Raw genomic sequence first — 18,140 nt, forward strand, 5'->3', positions numbered from 1 at the left:
CGCGGGGAGAGGCTGTTCAGCGGGCGGTGGCCGCCGTCACCTGCCGGCCATCGGCGGCAAAGGCGGCGAGGTCATAACCGGCCTCGCCCCGCTTCATCGCCAGATGCAGCGGCTCGCCCGCGATGGCGGGGGAAAGGCCGCGGAATGCAAAGCTGCGCAGGCGGTTTTCACCCAGCTCCTGCGCTGCCAGTTGCAGCAGCAGGCTGGCGGTCAGCGGGCCGTGGACGACGAGGCCGCGATAGCGCTCCACGGCTTGCGCGTAAGGCGCATCGTAGTGGATGCGGTGGGTGTTGAAGGTCAGCGCCGAATAGCGCAGCAGCAGCCGCGCATCGGGGGTGAGAGTGCGGGTCGCCTCCCACGCCGCAGGATCGAACGCCCCCTCGCCCGGCGGGGGCGGGGATAGCGGCGCATCGGGCGCGGCCGCCTCGCGATAGACCAGCGTCTGCGTCTCGATCACCGCCACGGTGCCGTTGGCGCGGGTCATGTGCTCGACATCGACGAAAGCGAGCCGTCCGGAGCCGCCCTCCTTCTCGCTGATCGCGGCAACGCGGCTGGTGCGCTCGACAACGGCGCCGATGGCGATGGGGGCGTGAAAGGCGATCTTGGAGGAGGCCCACATCCGGCGCGGCATGGGAAAGGGCGGGAGGAAGCTGTCGGCGCTGTCGTCCCGCGCCGGATGCCCGTCCTCGCCCAGCGTGGCGGTGGGAGCCTGCGGCGTGCAGAGCGCAAAATGGATGCCCTGCGGCATGATTGGCGGATGCGGGCGCGGCAGATCGAAGGTCGCCAGCCAGCGCGCCGCCAGCCCCTCGTCAAGGCGATCCGTGGCGCGCTGTTCGCGCCCGATCCACGCCGCGAAGCTCATTGGGCGCGCTCGAACACCGCCGCGATCCCCTGACCGCCGCCGATGCACATGGTCTCAAGCCCGTAGCGCACCCCGCGCCGGTGCATTTCATGGGCCATGTCGGCAAGGATACGCCCGCCGGTCGCGCCGATGGGGTGGCCCAGCGAAATGCCCGAACCATTGACGTTGAGGATCTCGCGGCGGGAATCGTCCGCGCTCCAGCCCCAGCCCTTGAGCACCGCGAGCACCTGCGGGGCGAAGGCCTCGTTCAATTCGACCAGCCCGATATCGTCCCACGAATAGCCGCGCCGTTCGAACAGCCGCTCGACCGCAGGCACAGGGCCGATGCCCATGCGCGAGGGATCGCAGCCCGCCGCTGCCCAGCCGCCGAACCACAGCATGGGGGTGAGGCCCAGCTCCTCCAGCTTGTCTTCCGCGACCACAAGGCAGGCGGCGGCCGCATCGTTCTGCTGGCTGGCATTGCCGGCGGTGACGATGGCGGCGGGATCGCGCTTCAGGTCGATTGCGGCAAGCTTGCCGAGCGTCTCCATCGACGCATCGGCGCGGTAGCCTTCGTCATGGTCGAAGATCACCGGATCGCCTTTGCGCTGCGGGATCGCCACGGGGACAAGCTGCTGCGCGAACTTGCCCTCGGCCCACGCCTTTGCCGCGTTCTGGTGGCTGCGCACCGCGAAGGCATCGGCTTCCTCGCGGGTGATGCCGTAATCCTTGGCGAGGTTCTCGGCGGTCTCGATCATGCCGGTGATCACGCCGAAGCGTTCGATCGGCTGGCTCATCAGGCGCCCGCGGCTGAGGCGGTCGTGCAGGGTCATGTCGCCCATCCGCACCCCGCCGCGCAGGTCGGTGGTGTAGTGTTCGACGTTCGACATCGATTCGACCCCGCCCGCGACCACGACATCGGCCATGCCGGTCTCGACCATCATCGCCGCGGTCGCCACCGCCTGCACGCCCGAGCCGCAGCGCCGGTCCAGCTGGAAGCCGGGGACTTCGATGGGCAGGCCCGCCGCGAGCCAGCTCCAGTGACCGATCGCGGGCGCCTCGCCATTGCCATAGCCCTGGCTGAATACCACGTCATCGACCCGCGCCGGATCGATGCCGCTGCGCTCCATCAGCGCCTTGAGGATCACCGCGCCCAATTGGCCCGCGTTGAGGCTCGAAAGCCCGCCGAGGAACTTGCCCACCGGGGTGCGCAGGGGCGAAACGATGGCGGCGCGTCTGGTCATTGGGTTTCCTTGTCTGAAAGAGCCACAGTCCCCGCATCGACCAGCTTGCCGATGGTGCCGGAGGACAGCCCCAGCTTTTCGCTCAGCACCTCTTCCGAATGCTGGCCGAGGTAGGGCGCAGGGGCCGGATCGCCGGCCTCGCGTCCGGGCAGGTTGGCGAAGCTGCGGGTGGCGGGGTAATCGAAGCCGCTCGGATTGGCGGGCGACGGGCCGAACAGCGGGTTGTCCGCGATCAGTAGCCTGTCGTTCGCCGCCTCGTAGGCGGTGCGGTAGCGTTCAAAGGTGCAGGTTTCGGCGGCCATGCGCGCTTCGAGCGTGGCATAGTCCATCGTCTCCGCCGCGCTCTGGAACAGCGCGAACAGCGCGGCGCGGTGCCGGAAGCGGGGCGTATCCCCATCGGCAAAGCGCACACCAACCTCGGCCTCCAGCGCGGCGATGCTGTCTGCCACGCCGAACGCCTTGACCAGCCCGCTCCACTGCTTGGGCGTCAGCGCGGCGACCATGAATCGCACCCCGTCACGGCTGCGGAAATCGCGCCCGAACGCGCCCCAGATCGCATTGCCGAGCCGTTCGCGGTCACCCCCGCGATAGAGCACCTCGGCGAGCAATCCGGCGTTGGCCATCGTCCCGATCGCGACATCGCCCAGCGGCAGGCGGACCTCGCTGCCCTCGCCGGTGCGGTCACGGTGGCGCAGCGCGGCGAGCATGGCGAAGGCGCCATAGGCTCCGGTGATGAAATCCCATGCGGGCAGCACCTGGTTGACCGGCGGGGCAGTGGCGGGGTCCCAGTCTTCCGGCCCGCACATCAGCGGGTATCCCGCGGCGGCGTTGACGGTGAAGTCCATCGCCTGCCGCCCGTCGTGCCAGCCCATGACGCGCAGGGAAATCATGTCCGGGCGCTTTGCCTGCATTGCGGCGTGGCTGAGGAAGCTCTGTTCGGGCAGGTTGGTGATGCACTGACCGACCTTGGCCGCCAGTTCCACCAGCAACTCGCGCCCCTCGGGAGATTGCAGATCGAGCGCGACCGATTTCTTGGCGCGGTTGAGGTTCTCCCAGCTGAGCGAGCGCCCCTCGCGGGTCAGCATGTAGCGGTTGTAATCGAGCCCGCCCGCCTTGTGGTCGACGCGGATCACCTCCGCGCCCAGCTGCGCGCAATAGAGCCCCGCGGTGGGCGAGGCGACGAAGCTGGAGACTTCGACGATGGAGAGGTCGTTGAGGAGGTTATACATATTGTCTCGGACCCACCCCCACCCCCTCCCGCAAGCGGGAGGGGAGCGAGACTTGCCAGCCTGCTGGCTCGTCGCAGCGGGGTGGGCGCTGCTCTCCCTTAATTCAATTCCCTCCACTCGCGCAGCATGTGCTTGGCGATCTGGAGCTGGAGGATCTGGGTCGTGCCTTCGTAGATGCGGTAGATGCGGGCATCGCGAAAGAACCGCTCGGCATCGTATTCGGCAAGGTAGCCCGCGCCGCCATAGACCTGCACCACGCGATCGACCACGCGGCCGCACATCTCGCTGGCGAAGACCTTGAAGGCGGCGGCCTTAACGAGGATGTTCTCGCCGCGATCGGCGCGGGCAGTGACATCGGCCATCATCGCTTCGGCGGCGTAGATCTCGATCTCGCTGTCGGCGAGCATCTGCTGGATCAGCTGGAAGTTCGCGATCGGTTCGCCAAAGGCCTTGCGTTCATTGGCGTAACGCAGCGCGCTGTCCAGCGCCCGGCGGGCATAGCCGGTCGCTGCCGCGCCCACCGAAATGCGGCCATTGTCGAGGCTCTTCATCGCAAAGACAAAGCCCTTGCCGGTCTCCCCGCCGAGCAGCGCATCGCCCGGCACGCGCACATCATCGAGCATGATGTCGGAGATATGCGAGCCGGATTGCCCCATCTTGCGGTCGGGCGAGCCGCGCGAGACACCGGGCGTGTCCATCGGCACCAGAAAGGCGCTGACATGCGCGTTCTTGGGCAGGGCTTCCTTGTTGGTGCGCGCCATGATCAGCGCGACATCGGCGTGGGGGGCGTTGGTGATGTAGCGCTTGGTGCCGTTGAGGATCCAGCCGTTGCCGTCGGGATCGGGCACGGCGGTGGTCTGCAATCCCGCGCTGTCGCTGCCCGAACCCGGCTCGGTCAGGCCGAAACAGGCGATCCGGCCTTCGGCGATCTTCGGATACCATTCGGCCTTTTGCGCCTCGGTAGCGCCGTTCTTCAGCGCGCTGGCAAACATCCCGACGTTGATCGAGAAGATCGAACGGTAGGCGGGCGCGGCATAGGCCATGATGTTCACCACGCGGGCATATTGCGTCAGGTTCAGCCCCGCGCCGCCATATTCTTCCGGCACGGTCAGGCCGAACAGGCCCATCTCGCGCATTTCCTTGAGAATATCGTCGGGCACGCGGTCTTCGGCGATCACCTGCGCTTCGGCGGGGATCAGCCGTTCGCGGACATAGCGGGTGAGCTGTTCGGCAAACTGTTCGAACACGTCCTCGTCCATGCCCGGAGTGGAGGCGCTGGAGATGGTGGCGGGGGCATTCATGGCATCAGGATCCTTGGTGCTGGAAGCCGCTGCGTCGACGCGCGGCTATTGGCTGGCGTCAGCGGCGGTGTCGCCTGTCATTTCTTCAGGCACCGCGCCCTCGGCGGCTTCGGGCGGCAGGGCTTCGGGCGGCAGGCGGCGCTCTTCGAGCATTTCCGCCGCCTCCTCCAGCGCCTTGGCCTCGCCCTCGCTGACCCCGCCGGGCGCGCTGGCGCCCTGGCTGCCGCATGCGGCAAGCAAGCCAGCAAGTCCGGCGGCGATCAGCAGGCGCATGGCGGGCAAGCCTTACTGCTCTGCCGCTGCGGCAGCGGCCTCGGCGGCGACATCGGCAGCCGCATCGGCGGCCTTTTCGGCAGTGGCCTCGGCTTCGGCATCGGTGGCCGGAGCATCGGTTGCGGTCGCGGCGGGATCAGCCACGGGTTCTTCGGTGACCGGAGCCAGCGCCTCGTCAGCGGGCATTTCGACCGTGTCGGCGCTCGCTTCGGTCGAGGCGTCATCGGCACTGCCGCAGGCGGCAAGCGCCAGCGTGGCGGCGGTCAGGGCGGCAAGAGTGGCAGACTTGCGCATCGGGGTTCTCCTCTCGTCGATGGCGTGGTTGCGGGGGTTTAGCCATGCAACCCCGCCAACGCCAAGTGCCAAATGGGCACACCCCTGCCGGAGCGCATGGCAGCGGGCACCGCGCGTGATAGTATCGCGCCCATGACCCATACCGCTCCGCTCTCCCGCACCGCCGTTTTTGCCATGGCTGCCGCACTGGCCTTGCCTGCTGTGACCCTCAAGGCCCAGCCGGTGCCGGGAGCCTTCACCATCGTCGAAAACGGGCGCAGCTTTGCGACCTTGCAGGAAGCGGTGAATGCCGTCGGCAATGCCCGCGCCACGATCCGCATCGCGCCGGGCCTCTACCGCCAGTGCGCGGTGCAGGAACAGGGCGTCATCATCTACGAAGCCGCAGAACCCGGCAGCGTCACCTTTGCGGGCCGTTCGTGCGAGGGCAAGGCGGCGCTGGTGCTGCGCGGCACCGGCGCGGAAGTGCGCGGGCTGACCTTCAGCAACCTGCGCGTGGCCGATGGCAACGGCGCCGGCATCCGGCTGGAACAGGGGGCGCTGAACGTCGCCTATGCGCGGTTCGAGGACAGCCAGCAGGGCATCCTTACCGGCAATGACCCCAATGGGCGCATCTACATCACCCGTTCGACCTTCACCGGCCTTGGCACCTGCGAGAACGACGCGGGCTGCGCCCATTCGCTCTATATCGGCGATTACGGCTCGTTCACGGTGCGCGAAAGCCGCTTCGAACGCGGCACCGGCGGCCATTACGTCAAGGCGCGTGCGACCGAAGTGGTGATCGAAGGCAACAGCTTCGACGATGCGAACGGGCGCGGCACCAATTACATGATCGATCTGCCCGCAGGCAGCGTGGGCCGGATCGCCGACAACTGGTTCGTGCAGGGGCGCGACAAGGAGAATTACTCGGCCTTCATCGCGCTGGGGGCGGAAGACCTGCTGCACCCCTCGGACGGCCTGCAGGTGGTGAACAACGAAGCCCGCTTCGTCCCCGGCCTCAACCGCCAGACCACCTTTTTCGCCGACTGGACGGGATCTCGCATCGTGATGCAGGGCAATCGTCTGGCAGCGGGGCTAAAGCAGTACGAGCAGCGTTAGGCGGCGCGGAAGGCGGGGGGCGCCGTGTTAATGGCGGGAGGTGGGCGATTGTTGCCCTGTCGTCATCCCAGCGAAAGCTGGGACCCGGGGCCCCATTGTGCAGCGCTTGCCGCCCAAGGCCCCAGCTTTCGCTGGGGTGACGATTTTGGCTGATATGGGCTTGCTTCCAGAATGTCCGCTTGCAGGCCGGGAGTGTGCAAACCGGACGCAACCATCCACCGGTTCACGGCCTGCCGGATCACGCGACCGTCTTCAGATCAGCAGATGCCCCGACCGGTCGCGCTTGGTCGCCAGATAGCGGGCGTTGTGCGGGTTTTCGGGGAGCTGGTGCGGCACCCGCTCGCTGATCGTGATGCCTGCCGCCGATAGTGCGGTGACCTTCGCCGGATTGTTGGTCAGCAGCCGGATCGTGCGCGCGCCCAGCAGTTCCAGCATCCGCGCCGCCACCGGAAAATCGCGCGCTTCGTCGGGCAGGCCGAGGCGCTGGTTGGCCTCGACCGTGTCGAAGCCCTGATCCTGAAGGCGGTAGGCGCGCAGCTTGTTGACGAGGCCGATCCCGCGCCCTTCCTGCCGCATATACAGGAGCACGCCCCATCCGCCTGAGTCCTTCGCCTCATGCGCCATCGCATGGAGCGCGGCGTCGAGTTGCGGGCCGCAGTCGCACTTGAGGCTGCCGAGGATGTCGCCCGTCAGGCACTCCGAATGGAGCCGCACCAGCGGCAGGCGGTCGCCCGATTGCCGGCCGATGATGAGCGCGACGTGCTCGCGCAGATCGGCGGCAGAGCGGAAGGCGACGATCTCGGCATCCTCTGCGGCCGAAACCGGCAGGCGGGCGCGGGTGACGATGCGCAAGTGCCCGGCATCGGCATAGGCGGCGAGATCGCTTGGCGCGACCGGCACCGCCTCGCCCGCATCCACCGGATCGACGAGGAAGGCGGGCAATATCCCCGCAATCCGCGCCAGTTCCAGCGCGGCGGCGGCGGTTTCGGCCCAGTCGAGCGTGACCGCCCTGAACGGGCCTTTCAGCGGGTTGCCAAGGTCCAGGGCAGGATCGGCCACCGGCAGGGCATCGCGCAGGGTGAAGTCCTCGCCCCCGGCAATCAGCACCGGCGCGTGCGGGACCGCCGCCTCGCGCTGGTTGGCGAGTTTGAGCGTCGCGGCGCGCGCGGCGGAGATCAGCATGCGCGGGGCGGAGGCCCCCTGTGCGATGGCAGTCTCGACCGGCAGCAGAACCGGCCCGCCCGCAAACGCCACCGGCCAGCCGTGGCGCAGCGCATCCACCGCCTGCGCGGCGCGGCGTTCAGGCGACGGGGCGGGTGGGGGTGTCAGAGGTCGAACTCCGTGATCAGCGGCACGTGATCCGACGGCTGCTCCCACGCGCGCGCATCCTCCAGCACGCGGTGCGCGCGCGACTGCGCGGCGACCGCGGGCGAGGCCCACATGTGATCGAGGCGGCGGCCCTTGTCGTTCTCCTGCCAGCCGGGATTGCGATAGCTCCACCACGAATAATAGCGCTGCGGCGCGGGAATGTGCTGGCGGCCGAGATCGACCCAGCCGTGCGCGTCCTGAAACCGACCCAGCGTCTCGACCTCGATCGGCGTATGGCTGACGACCTTCAGGAGCTGCTTGTGGCTCCACACGTCGCTTTCCAATGGGGCAATGTTGAAATCGCCGACGATCAGCGTGGGCCGGTCAAGCGTGTCGGCCCAGCGCGTCATCCGCTCGAGAAAATCGAGCTTCTGGCCGAATTTGGGGTTCACCTCGCGGTCCGCAACATCACCGCCCGCCGGGACATAGACGTTCTCGATCACCAGACCCCGCCCCAGCACCTCGACCCCGATGTGCCGCGCCTCGCCATTCGCCTGCCAGTCGTGACGGGTGACCTCGCGGATCGGGACGCGGGCAACCGTGGCGACGCCGTGATAGCCCTTCTGCCCGCTCACCGCCTGATGGGTGTAGCCCAGCGCCGCCAGCGCCTCGGCGGGGAACAGGTGGCTCTCGCACTTGATTTCCTGCAGGCACAGGATGTCGGGCGCGGCTTCGGTAAGCAGCTTTTCGATCAGGCCCACGCGCAGGCGGGCCGAATTGATGTTCCAGGTGGCGACAGACAGCATGGGGGCGGACTTAGGGGGGTGTGGGGCAGTTTTCCAGCTTTCACTTTATTGTCGCATCCCGCCGCGATACGGCGAGGCAACCTTTTCGGAGCTTGCCCATGACCCGCACCATCCTCGCCGCCCTGCTGCTGACCACCGCCGCCGTCCCCGCCTTTGCCGGTGACGCGCCGAAAGAACCGCGCGCGAAGAACGTGATCCTGTTCATCGGCGACGGCATGGGCATTTCCACCATCACCGCAGCGCGCATCTACGAAGCGCAAAAGCGCGGGGAAACGGGGGAGGAAAACAGCCTCAGCTTCGAAAAATTCGAGCATGTGGCGCTGGTCAAGACCTACAACACCAATGCGCAGGTGCCCGATAGCGCAGGCACGGCCACCGCGATCCATTCGGGCGTGAAGACCCGCATCGGCGTGCTCGGCATCGGGCCGGATGCGGAAAAGGGCGTGTGCAAGGACGCGCTTGAACACCCGCTGCCGCTGCTGGGCGAGGAAGTGAAGGATCGCGGGCTGGCGCTCGGCATCGTCACCACCACCCGGATCACCCACGCGACCCCGGCGAGCGTCATCACCCGCTCGGCCGACCGCGACTGGGAAAGCGACACCAACATCCCCGCCGACCAGCGCGGCGACGGGTGCCGCGACATCGCGCTGCAGTTTGCCGAAGGCGCATTCGACGTCGCGCTCGGCGGGGGCACGGCGATGTTCTATGGCAAGGAAAAGGGCGGGCGGCGCGGCGATCCTGCCGCCGATCTGCCCGCGGCCTGGGCGGCGAAGAACGGCGGCGTGGTGGTGAAAACCGCAGCCGAACTTGCCGCCGCGCCGCTGGACAAGCCGGTGCTCGGCCTGTTCAGCCCCAGCCACCTTGCCTTCATGGCCGAACGCCGCGAGGATTCACCCGAACCGACCCTGACCGACATGACCGCGCAGGCGATTGCGCGGCTCAAGACCGATCCCGACGGCTTCTACCTGATGGTCGAAGGCGGGCGGATCGATCATGCCCACCACGCAGGCCAGGCGGGCTTCGCGCTGGAGGAAGCGGTCGAGTTCGCCCGCGCCGTGCAATATGCGGTCGACAACACCGATCCCGCCGAAACGCTGATCATGGTCACTGCCGATCACAGCCACGTGTTCACCATCGCGGGCTATCCGCAGCGCGGGAACGACATTCTCGGGCTGGTGGTGCCGCCCAAGGGCAATGGCGAGGATGGCGGCGACGGCACTTCGCCGCTGCTGGCGGCGGACGGCAAGCCCTATACCACGCTCGGCTATGCCAACGGGCCGGGCGGGATTCGCGCTGGCGACGGGGATGATCACGATCATGGCCGCCCGATGCCCCAGACCGGGATCAACGCCCGCCAGCAGGCGCTGGTGCCGCTGGGCAGCGAGACCCACGGCGGCGAGGATGTCGCCCTGTTCGCCACCGGCCCCGGCGCAAGCCGCGCCCGCGGGGTGATCGAGCAGAACCTCGTCAACGACATCATCCGCAAAGCGTTCGGCTGGAAGAAGTAAGAGCGGAGTTTTTTGTTTAGACCCTCAAGCGCCGGGCGCGGGCCATCCGGCCCGCTTGGCTTCCGCGCCACAAGGCGCGGCGGCCGGTCGGCCTTGCGGTCGCTGCGCGACCGATACAGCCAACCATTCTCAATTCCCTCCAAACAAAAACCCTCGACCCGGGGGCGGTGGGTCGAGGGTTCCATGGAGCGTTCGTCACGCTTGTTACAAGGCAGGCCCTTGTGGAAGGGTGGGCAACAGGGGGGAAACCTCCCTTCGGCCCGCCTTGTTGAGAATGATTAGCCGTTGGAGCCTTTCATTCACATGAACGCGGACGAAATTTTGTCGTTTCCATACAACCGTTCGTCGATGTCCGCCCTATCCGGGGCGACGGGCCGAGCGGCGCGGGTCCTTGAATGTAAAGGTGGAATCGGCCACCGCCACGCCATAGCGCTGGTTTGACAGCTGCACGCGGGTGCGGTTGTTCTGCGCATCGAGCGCGACCCAGTGGGTCAGCATCAACCCGCCGGGGGCCGAAGCATTGCGCACGAAGATCAGGTTGATCATCCCGAATTCGGGCTTCTTCGGATCGCGCACCTCGACACTGAACACATCGGGATTGCCGGTCGGCACCATCTTGCCGAAGCGCTTCACATCCTTCTGCGGATCGAACAGCGCGCCCAGCGGCGAATTGCCGATCGGCCAGCGTTCGACCTGCCGGACCTCGTAATCGATCATGTAGAGCGATTTGCCGTTCGAGATGACGAGGAAATCGGCATCCTTGCCGTAATCGAAGCGGATCTTGCCGGGGCGCTTCAGGGTCATCACCCCGCGCATGGTGTTGCCCTGCCGGTCGGTCTGGGTGAAATCGGCCTTCATCGTGCCGATGTCGCGCAGCGCGGTGACCACGCGGTCGAGATCGCTGGCGGACTGGGATGCGCTCTGGGCGGCAACCGGCGCGGTCAGCGCAGTGGTGGCCACGGGCGCAAGGCCCAAGGCGAAAACCCCGGCACCAAGGCCGAGGATTGCCGTGCGAACGGGAGTGTGAAGCTGTTTCATGCCACGCCGGTTAGGGCCGCGGGCTTGAACTGTCGATGAATTATCGCGCCCGCGACCGGTGCCGCAGGCGCGCGGAGCATATCTAACACCAGCGCGCTAAGATGCTGACGCATCACGCGCTGGAAATGCTCAGGCGCCGCACGGGCTTAACCAAAAGGCGATGAGCGGAGCTCATAGCCTTTTGGTATTACTTGATCTTGGCTTCCTTGAATTCGACGTGCTTGCGCGCCACCGGATCATACTTCCGGAAGCTCATCTTTTCGGTGATGTTGCGCGGGTTCTTCTTGGTCACGTAGAAGAAGCCGGTGCCCTCGCTCGAAACGAGGCGGATCTTGACGGTGGTGGGCTTCGCCATGGCGGGTTCCTGTCAAACGATTGGCCCACAAGACGGATCGCAGCGGGCGTCAAAAAAGCAAACGCGGTGCACCCGGAAGGCCCGGCACACCGCACACGGTGCGGCCTCTCGCCGATTCACGGGGAAAAGTCAAGGAGTGTGGCGGGGTGGCTTACCAGTCCCCGGCGCGGGGCTTGCCGCGATTGGCCTTCACCGCGCCACGCACCTTCTTGACCTTCAGCCGCTCGGTCTTGCCGACGCGGTTGAGGCGGGTTCTGGCGCGGGGCTTGGGCCGGGTCTGGGCCTCCTCCAGCAGCGCTGTCAGCTTGGCGCGGGCATCCTGCCGGTTGGCGTCCTGCGTACGGTGCGCCCTGGAGGTGATGATCAGATCGCCGTTCCCGGCCAGCTTCGATCCCGCCAGTTCGCGCAGCCGCGCAAACACCTGCGGGGCAAGGCGCAGCGCGTAGATATTGACGCGCAGTTCCACCTCGGTGGCGACCTTGTTGGCGTTCTGCCCGCCCGGCCCCGATCCGGCGAGGAAGCTTTCGCTCGCCAGTCGCAGGGCGCGGTCGGTCAGGGGTTCATCATCCATCCTGCGCCCCCAGCGCGAGGAAGTCCGCCGGCAGGGGCGCACGGGCCTCGATCGCGGTCTTGCCGGGGCGGGTGACAGTCAGGCTTTCGGCGTGGAGCATCGTGCGCCTCGCACCCGGCGCATTGCCCGCGCCATAAACCGGATCGCCCAGCAGCGGTGCGCCCAGACCCTTCAGGGCGTGGACCCGCAGCTGGTGCGTCCGGCCGGTTTCAGGGCGGAAGCGGATCAGGCTGTGCGGCCCCAGTTCCTGCACCAGTTCCCAGTGCGACACCGCGGGCTTGCCCTTCTTCGCCGGGATCATCCGCCAGCCCTTTTCCGCCGAGCTGATCTTCGACAGGGCCAGTTCGATCGTGCCTTCGGTGCCCGGCGGGTGGCCTGCAAGGATCGCGAGATAGGTCTTGCCCACCAGCCGGTCCTCGAAGGATTTGTTGAACCGCGCCAGCGCCTTGGGGTTGCGCGCCAGCAGCAGGCAGCCCGAGGTATCGGTATCCAGCCGGTGCACCGCCACGGGCGCGCGCTGGAAGCCCAGCTTCAGCCGGTCGAGATGGTCATCAAGGCAGATTCCGCCCTTGCGCGGACGGTCCACCGCCATGCCTGAAGGCTTGTCGATCACCAGCGCTTCGCCGTCTTCGTAGAGGATTTTTATGTCGGTCATGCGCCCCGTTACCCGCTCGGGCCTGACTTGTCGAAGCCTGCGTCAGACCAGCACGGCCCGCATCAGCCCGCGCAGGGCGTTGCCGATCAGGAAGCCGCCCGCAAGGTCATCGAGCGTGAGCGCCGCCTCGCGCGCCTTGCCTTCGGCGATCAGGTGCGCGCGCAGCACGCCGGGCAGCAGGCCAAGGTTGACGGGAGGGGTCAGCAGCACGCCGTCCGGCCCCTCGACAAAAACGCTGGTCCAGCTGCCTTCGGTGACAAGACCATCGGCGCGCACCAGCACCGCCTCGCCAGCGCCGAAACCGCGCGCGGCTGCCAGCGCGTCCTCGTAAAAGCCGCGGTCGGAGGTCTTGTGCGCCAGCCGCCAGTCCGACGCATCGAGCGGGTGGGGGAGCGCGGCGACTGTCACCGGTTCGGCCAGAGCAGCCGGCAGCGGGCCGGTTTCCAGCGCACTCGCCCCGCTGCGCGATACCATCAGCCGCACCCTGGCGGGCGCATCCAGCTCGAAACACAGCGCCTGGATCTGGTTGCGCAGCGCATGGCGATCGAAGGCAAAGCCGAGCGTCGCGGCGCTTGCCTTCATCCGCGCCAGATGGCCTTCCAGCAGCGCGATGCCGCTGTCGGGCTCGAACCGCATGGTCTCGATCAGATCGCATTGCGGCGCGGCGAGGCCGGGCGCGGCGCGGCGCAGGAACCCTGCCTTGACCTCGCATTCGCGCCGTTCCGCCATCGGCTCGCTATCGGCGACAATCGCCGACCCGATGCCCAGCACCGCCGACCCCTGCCCGTTTTCGACCGGAGTGAGGCGCAGGGTGCGGATGGCGACGCTGAAGGCGGCGTTTCCGTCCGGATCAATCCGCCCGATCGCCCCGCAATAGGCCCCGCGGGCATCGCGTTCGACCGCGGTCAGCAGTTCCATCGCCCTGATCTTGGGCGCGCCGGTGATCGATCCGCACGGGAACAGCGCCCGCACCAGATCCATCGCGCCCTTGCCGGGGCTGAGCCGCGCGCGCACGGTGGAGACCATCTGGTGCACCGTGGGGTAGCTTTCGACCGCGAAGGGCGCATCGACCACCACGCTCCCCGCTTCGGCCACGCGGGACAGATCGTTGCGCATCAGATCGACGATCATCAGGTTTTCGGCGCGGTCTTTCACCGAGGTGGCAAGCTCCTCCACCGCCGCGCGATCCGCCGCGGGGGAAGCGGCACGCGGGCGCGTGCCCTTCATCGGCTTGACCTTCGCCTCCGCGCCGTGGAGCGCCACGAACAGTTCGGGCGAAAAGCTCAAAAGCCAGTGCGACCCGTCGAACACCAGTCCGCCATAGCCCGCCTGCGCCGCCGGACGCAGCGCGGCATAGAGCCCGACGGGATCGCCGCGATAGGATCCGGCGAGCGGATAGGTGAGGTTCGCCTGATAGATATCGCCCGCGTGGATCGCCTCGCGCAAAGCCGCGAACGCCGCCGCATAGCCGCCGGGGGAAAGCTGCGGCTCCAGCGGGCCGAGCGTGCCGGTGCCCTCCGCCCGCTCCGCCAGAAATGCCGCCACATCGCCGGCGGCAATCCTGCGCGGCGCATCGAACAGGCCGAGCCACACCAGCGGCCCCGCCGCGCCAGAACGGCTGGCGGCGTGTGCAGCCAGCTTCGGCTCCAGCGCCAGCCCGGCCTCGTAGGCGATGAACCCCGCCAGCGACCCGCCCTGCGCCACCCGCGCTGCCTCTGCCGCGTCCAGAACGGCGGCAACATCGGCCGGGCGGTGCGCGGCGAAGACCGCGCGCGGGGCCTCGTAAAGCAGCGCATCGGCCCCCGCCTCTCCGGCGCGGGCATCATCGAGCAGGACGAATGGCAGCGGTTGACCCATGGCGCGATCCTTAGCCCAATTCGCTGCCAAGTCGAGAACTTGACCGCCGCCGCCCGCGCCTGCACATCAGCTTCAACGACTTCAAAGGGGACGCAAGACATGGGCGAGCAGGCGGGCGATATCTATCTGGGACTGGGGGCGGACGGATCGCGGCAGGCACTGGCGCTGAGCCGGTCGAACCGCCACGGGCTGATCGCGGGCGCGACCGGCACCGGCAAGACCGTGACCTTGCAGGGCATCGCCGAAAGCTTCTCGCGCGCCGGGGTGCCGGTGTTCGTGGCGGATGTGAAGGGCGATCTTTCGGGCATCGCCATGGCCGGTTCGCCCACCTTCAAGCACGCCGAAAAGCTCGAATCGCGGGCGAAGGAACTCGGCATCACCGATTATGCCTATTCCGATAATCCGGTGATCTTCTGGGACCTGTTCGGCCAGCAGGGCCACCCGATCCGCACCACGATTTCCGAAATGGGCCCGCTGTTGCTGGCGCGCCTGCTCGATCTCAACGAGACGCAGGAAGGCGTGTTGCAGATCATCTTCCGCTATGCCGATGAAAACGGCCTGCTGCTGCTCGACCTCGGCGATCTCACCGCGCTGCTGCAATGGGCGAACGAGAATGCGGCGGAGCTTTCGGGCAAATACGGCAATGTCACCAAGCCTTCGGTCGGCTCGATCCAGCGGCAGCTGCTCTCGTTCGAGGCGCAGGGCGCGGAGCATTTCTTCGGCGAACCGGCGCTGGAGATCGATGATTTCCTGAAGGTCGATGATCAGGGGCGCGGCTATATCAACGTGCTGGCTGCCGACACGCTGATGCGCAGCCCCAAGCTTTACGCCACCTTCCTGCTGTGGCTGCTGGCCGAACTGTTCGAATCGCTGCCCGAAGTGGGCGATCCGGAGAAGCCCAAGCTGGTGTTCTTCTTCGACGAGGCGCACCTGCTGTTCGACGATGCGCCCGATGCGCTGCAGGACAAGATCGAACAGGTGGTGCGCCTGATCCGTTCGAAGGGCGTGGGCGTGTTCTTCGTCACCCAGAACCCGATCGACATTCCCGAAAAGGTCGCAGGCCAGCTGGGCAACCGGGTGCAGCACGCGCTGCGCGCCTTCACCCCGCGGGACCAGCGCGCGATCAAGGCGGCGTCCGAGACGTTCCGGATCAATCCGAAGCTGGATGTGGCGACCGCGATCACCGAGCTTAAGGTGGGCGAGGCGCTGGTCTCGACGCTCGATCTGGATGGGGCGCCCACGATTGTCGAGCGCACCCTGATCAAGCCGCCGCGCTCGCGCCTTGGCCCGGTGACGCCCAAGGAGCGGGCGATCATCCAGTCGATCAGCCCGGTCGAAGGCAAGTATGACACCCGCGTGGACCGCGAAAGCGCCGAGGAAGTGCTTGCCGCCAAGGCCGCCGATGCCGCCGCCACCGCCGAGGAAGTCGCCGAAGCGGGCGAGGAGGAAGTCGGCAAGCGCGCCCGCAAGAGCACCAATATCTGGGGCAAGGCGATTTCGAACGGTGCCAAGGTTGCCCTCGGCGGGGCAGCGGGGGTCGCGGCGTCCAAGGTGCTCGGCAAGAAGAGCAAGGCCAATCCGATCGCATCGGGGGTGACCTCTGCCGCAGGGTCGATCGCGACCGATCTGGCCGGGCCGATCGTGGGCCGCTTTGTCCGCAACCTGATCGGCGGGCTGATGCGCTGAGGCCGTCTCGCCATTGGCAATGTTTCACGTGAAACATTGCCAATGGCAGGGCTAAACAGGGTCTAGAGGGGGTCTAAACGGACCTAAGCGGGGTCTAAACCGGCCTAACCCTCGGCTGGCGGCACCATGCAGAAGGCATTGAGCTTGTTGCCATCGGGATCGCGGAAATAGCCCGCGTAGAAGCCGTCATCCCCGCGCGGGCCGGGCGCGCCTTCGTCGGTTCCGCCATGGGCCATGGCCGTGGCATGGATCGCATCGACCTGTTCGGGCGATTTGGCTTCCAGCGCGACCATCACGCCGTTGCCGACGGTGGCGGCATTGCCATCGAACGGCAAGGTCGCGGCAATCCCCGCGCCGCCGCCCCATTCGCCCCAGGCGATGAAGGCTTCGGTATCCATCATCCGCCCCAGCCCGAAATGCGCCGCCAGCGCATCATAGAACGCCGCCGCACGCGGCAGATCATTGGTGCCGACTGTAACGTAACCGATCATGCGTGTTCCTCCCCATTCATTGCGACTCGCGAATGAGGGAACATTACAGGAACATTGGCGGTGTCACAAGCAGGCGCAAAAAGCGACCCCGGCCCGCCGCAGGACGGGGCGCAAGGGCGACCGCCCGCCCGCAACTGCTCGCGCTGCACGCGCGAAACCGCAGCGAGGACTGCGCGCCGGAGGGTGCGCAGCACACAAGAAGCGCGACCCCGGCACGCCGCAGGACGGACTGCGGAGGCGGGCGCGCAAACAAAAAAGCCAAGCCCCGTGTCAAGCACGGGGCGACGGTTGGGAGGGCGGCAGAAATCCACCCATCATCGGCAACAGAAGTGGCCGCCGCGTGGCCCCGGGAAGCGGCATGCCGGCTTTGCCTGACTTATGAAAAGTTCCTGCAATTCGGGAAGCGACCCCAGATTGGTCGCCACACAATTCAGATGGTTCGTATAGCTAACGCAAGGATACGATTCAGCGTTGCCCGTCCCGAAACATGTCGCTGAAGCGCCGTTTCTCCGGTTTAACGATACCTTTTATATTGGGTAGGTCGAGATACCAATCGGTTACCACATAATCATCTCCATAAAGGTATATGCAGATTGGCTGGACGTAGAATGAGACCGTTGTAACGCTTCGATCTTTTGGGACCTCTAGGCTAGGTTCAAACCAAGCCTTTTCAACTTTGATTCCAGACCGAGCAAAACCGCCCAGAACACCAATCTTCATAGATTGCTTAAACGATGAAGCGAAATTTCTTGGAACGTAGAATTCCTTCGGAGCATCCTTAAAGTGAAAGGCTGAAAAGCGCAGACTATATTCGATTTGCTCCACTTTTTCAATATATTTGCTGACACCAAAAGCATTTGATGCTCGGTAACCTCCAACGACTCTTTCAGAACTTTCGAGCTTATAATTTTTCTCTTGATAAATACGAGCTTTACTGTCTCCAAAAGTGCTAATTCTATGTCGGAGCATCATGAACTCTCTGTCGGCATCGTATTCCAAGTCTGTCCTAGAGACGGGTATTGAGAAGAAAACTAAATCCCTGTGCCCCAGAGTTCCTGCCCCAACTAAAGGCTTCACCGCCTCCTGGAACCGTGCACTCCACTCGGCGGCGGTCTCAAACTCATCCTTTTGAAGCTTAGACAGGGTCCCGCTGCGATATGCTTGTTTAAAGGGCGGCAAGGCTGAAGCTTGCGTGGTAATGTTCTGCCTCAAGGCGTCACAAAGTTTCTCGTCAGACACTGGAGAAACGGTACCGGAAGTCACCGTAGCCGTGAGGAATATGGCCATCATCATAAGCGGATATGTTCCAATGTCTGATTACGTCAGCGCTTTATTGCATCAAGCGTTGCGGTATAATAGCCCTCGGATAGAAGGCGCTCACGCTCAAAGCCAATTACCCTCGTCCGCGCTTTTGTAGTGTCCTATGTCTGCTAACCACCCACGACCAGCCATGAGCGGGGCCAATGCTCCATCCTGATAGCCGTATGGCGGCTTTCCCCGGCTGCTGGAAAATTCCCGCGCTTCCGAAAGCGACTCGAATTCAGCCTTCCCCGTCACCCCAGCGGAAGCCGGGGCCTAAGGCGGCAAG

Annotated in this window: 18 protein-coding genes; 3 read left to right on the forward strand and 15 right to left on the reverse strand. The window is 66.1% G+C overall.

Annotated features, from left to right (window positions below; translation table 11 throughout):
- Nucleotides 1–16: 16 nt before the first annotated feature.
- The 6 genes from ACU0AG_RS09455 to ACU0AG_RS09480 all read right to left on the reverse strand — a co-directional run bounded on the left by ACU0AG_RS09455 (nt 17) and on the right by ACU0AG_RS09480 (nt 5,182).
- Nucleotides 17–862, reverse strand: coding sequence for an HTD2 family dehydratase (locus tag ACU0AG_RS09455; protein ID WP_482782026.1), 846 nt, complete (start codon nt 860–862; stop codon nt 17–19).
- Entirely contained in the window at nt 859–2,085 is a 1,227-nt protein-coding gene (locus ACU0AG_RS09460; RefSeq protein WP_482782027.1) for an acetyl-CoA C-acetyltransferase, read from the reverse strand. Before ACU0AG_RS09460 ends, ACU0AG_RS09455 begins: the two co-directional genes overlap by 4 nt.
- The gene (locus ACU0AG_RS09465) at nt 2,082–3,314 is read right to left on the reverse strand and encodes a CoA transferase (RefSeq protein ID WP_482782028.1); all 1,233 of its coding nucleotides are present in this window, start codon (nt 3,312–3,314) and stop codon (nt 2,082–2,084) included. Before ACU0AG_RS09465 ends, ACU0AG_RS09460 begins: the two co-directional genes overlap by 4 nt.
- 98 nt (nt 3,315–3,412) lie before the next feature.
- Nucleotides 3,413–4,615 (reverse strand): acyl-CoA dehydrogenase family protein, encoded by a 1,203-nt coding sequence (locus ACU0AG_RS09470; RefSeq protein WP_482782029.1) that lies wholly within the window; start codon nt 4,613–4,615, stop codon nt 3,413–3,415.
- A gap of 45 nt (nt 4,616–4,660) precedes the next feature.
- On the reverse strand, nt 4,661–4,888 hold the full coding sequence (locus ACU0AG_RS09475; protein WP_482782030.1) for a hypothetical protein: 228 nt from the start codon (nt 4,886–4,888) through the stop codon (nt 4,661–4,663).
- Between the two features lie 12 nt (nt 4,889–4,900).
- On the reverse strand, nt 4,901–5,182 hold the full coding sequence (locus ACU0AG_RS09480) for a hypothetical protein (protein ID WP_482782031.1): 282 nt from the start codon (nt 5,180–5,182) through the stop codon (nt 4,901–4,903).
- Nucleotides 5,183–5,254: 72 nt separating this feature from the next.
- Here ACU0AG_RS09480 and ACU0AG_RS09485 point away from each other — a divergent pair, with 72 nt between their 5' ends.
- Nucleotides 5,255–6,277 (forward strand): right-handed parallel beta-helix repeat-containing protein, encoded by a 1,023-nt coding sequence (locus tag ACU0AG_RS09485; protein WP_482782032.1) that lies wholly within the window; start codon nt 5,255–5,257, stop codon nt 6,275–6,277.
- A 252-nt stretch (nt 6,278–6,529) separates the two neighbouring features.
- Here the strand turns inward: ACU0AG_RS09485 and ribA are convergent, their stop codons facing one another.
- Together ribA and ACU0AG_RS09495 are read right to left on the reverse strand one after the other, a co-directional pair.
- Nucleotides 6,530–7,558, reverse strand: a complete 1,029-nt coding sequence (ribA, locus tag ACU0AG_RS09490; RefSeq protein ID WP_482782054.1) for a GTP cyclohydrolase II — start codon at nt 7,556–7,558, stop codon at nt 6,530–6,532.
- A 44-nt stretch (nt 7,559–7,602) separates the two neighbouring features.
- A complete protein-coding gene (locus tag ACU0AG_RS09495; RefSeq protein ID WP_482782033.1) occupies nt 7,603–8,391 on the reverse strand; it encodes an exodeoxyribonuclease III in 789 nt (262 codons plus the stop codon).
- Nucleotides 8,392–8,489: 98 nt separating this feature from the next.
- Between ACU0AG_RS09495 and ACU0AG_RS09500 the strand changes: the two genes are divergently transcribed.
- Entirely contained in the window at nt 8,490–9,899 is a 1,410-nt protein-coding gene (locus tag ACU0AG_RS09500) for an alkaline phosphatase (RefSeq protein WP_482782034.1), read from the forward strand.
- Between the two features lie 357 nt (nt 9,900–10,256).
- Here the strand turns inward: ACU0AG_RS09500 and ACU0AG_RS09505 are convergent, their stop codons facing one another.
- The 5 genes from ACU0AG_RS09505 to pabB all read right to left on the reverse strand — a co-directional run bounded on the left by ACU0AG_RS09505 (nt 10,257) and on the right by pabB (nt 14,375).
- Nucleotides 10,257–10,937, reverse strand: coding sequence for a LolA family protein (locus ACU0AG_RS09505; RefSeq protein WP_482782035.1), 681 nt, complete (start codon nt 10,935–10,937; stop codon nt 10,257–10,259).
- 187 nt (nt 10,938–11,124) lie between these two features.
- Nucleotides 11,125–11,292 carry a 50S ribosomal protein L33 gene (gene rpmG / locus ACU0AG_RS09510; RefSeq protein ID WP_017664380.1) on the reverse strand — a complete coding sequence of 56 codons (168 nt, stop codon included), beginning with the start codon at nt 11,290–11,292 and terminating at the stop codon, nt 11,125–11,127.
- 151 nt (nt 11,293–11,443) lie between these two features.
- Nucleotides 11,444–11,863 carry an alternative ribosome rescue aminoacyl-tRNA hydrolase ArfB gene (gene arfB / locus ACU0AG_RS09515; protein WP_482782036.1) on the reverse strand — a complete coding sequence of 140 codons (420 nt, stop codon included), beginning with the start codon at nt 11,861–11,863 and terminating at the stop codon, nt 11,444–11,446.
- Complete coding sequence (locus tag ACU0AG_RS09520) at nt 11,856–12,518, reverse strand: RluA family pseudouridine synthase (protein WP_482782037.1); 663 nt, start codon at nt 12,516–12,518, stop codon at nt 11,856–11,858. The genes arfB and ACU0AG_RS09520 overlap by 8 nt, the downstream gene beginning before the upstream one ends.
- A gap of 42 nt (nt 12,519–12,560) precedes the next feature.
- The gene (gene pabB / locus ACU0AG_RS09525; protein WP_482782038.1) at nt 12,561–14,375 is read right to left on the reverse strand and encodes an aminodeoxychorismate synthase component I; all 1,815 of its coding nucleotides are present in this window, start codon (nt 14,373–14,375) and stop codon (nt 12,561–12,563) included.
- Between the two features lie 99 nt (nt 14,376–14,474).
- On the opposite strand from pabB, the gene ACU0AG_RS09530 reads away from it, so the two are divergent.
- Nucleotides 14,475–16,061, forward strand: a complete 1,587-nt coding sequence (locus ACU0AG_RS09530; RefSeq protein WP_482782039.1) for a helicase HerA-like domain-containing protein — start codon at nt 14,475–14,477, stop codon at nt 16,059–16,061.
- 104 nt (nt 16,062–16,165) lie between these two features.
- Here the strand turns inward: ACU0AG_RS09530 and ACU0AG_RS09535 are convergent, their stop codons facing one another.
- The gene (locus ACU0AG_RS09535; protein ID WP_482782040.1) at nt 16,166–16,552 is read right to left on the reverse strand and encodes a VOC family protein; all 387 of its coding nucleotides are present in this window, start codon (nt 16,550–16,552) and stop codon (nt 16,166–16,168) included.
- 465 nt (nt 16,553–17,017) lie between these two features.
- Complete coding sequence (locus ACU0AG_RS09540) at nt 17,018–17,845, reverse strand: hypothetical protein (protein WP_482782041.1); 828 nt, start codon at nt 17,843–17,845, stop codon at nt 17,018–17,020.
- Nucleotides 17,846–18,140: the final 295 nt, after the last annotated feature.

It is taken from the genome of Erythrobacter sp. RANMB8, from assembly GCF_056848235.1.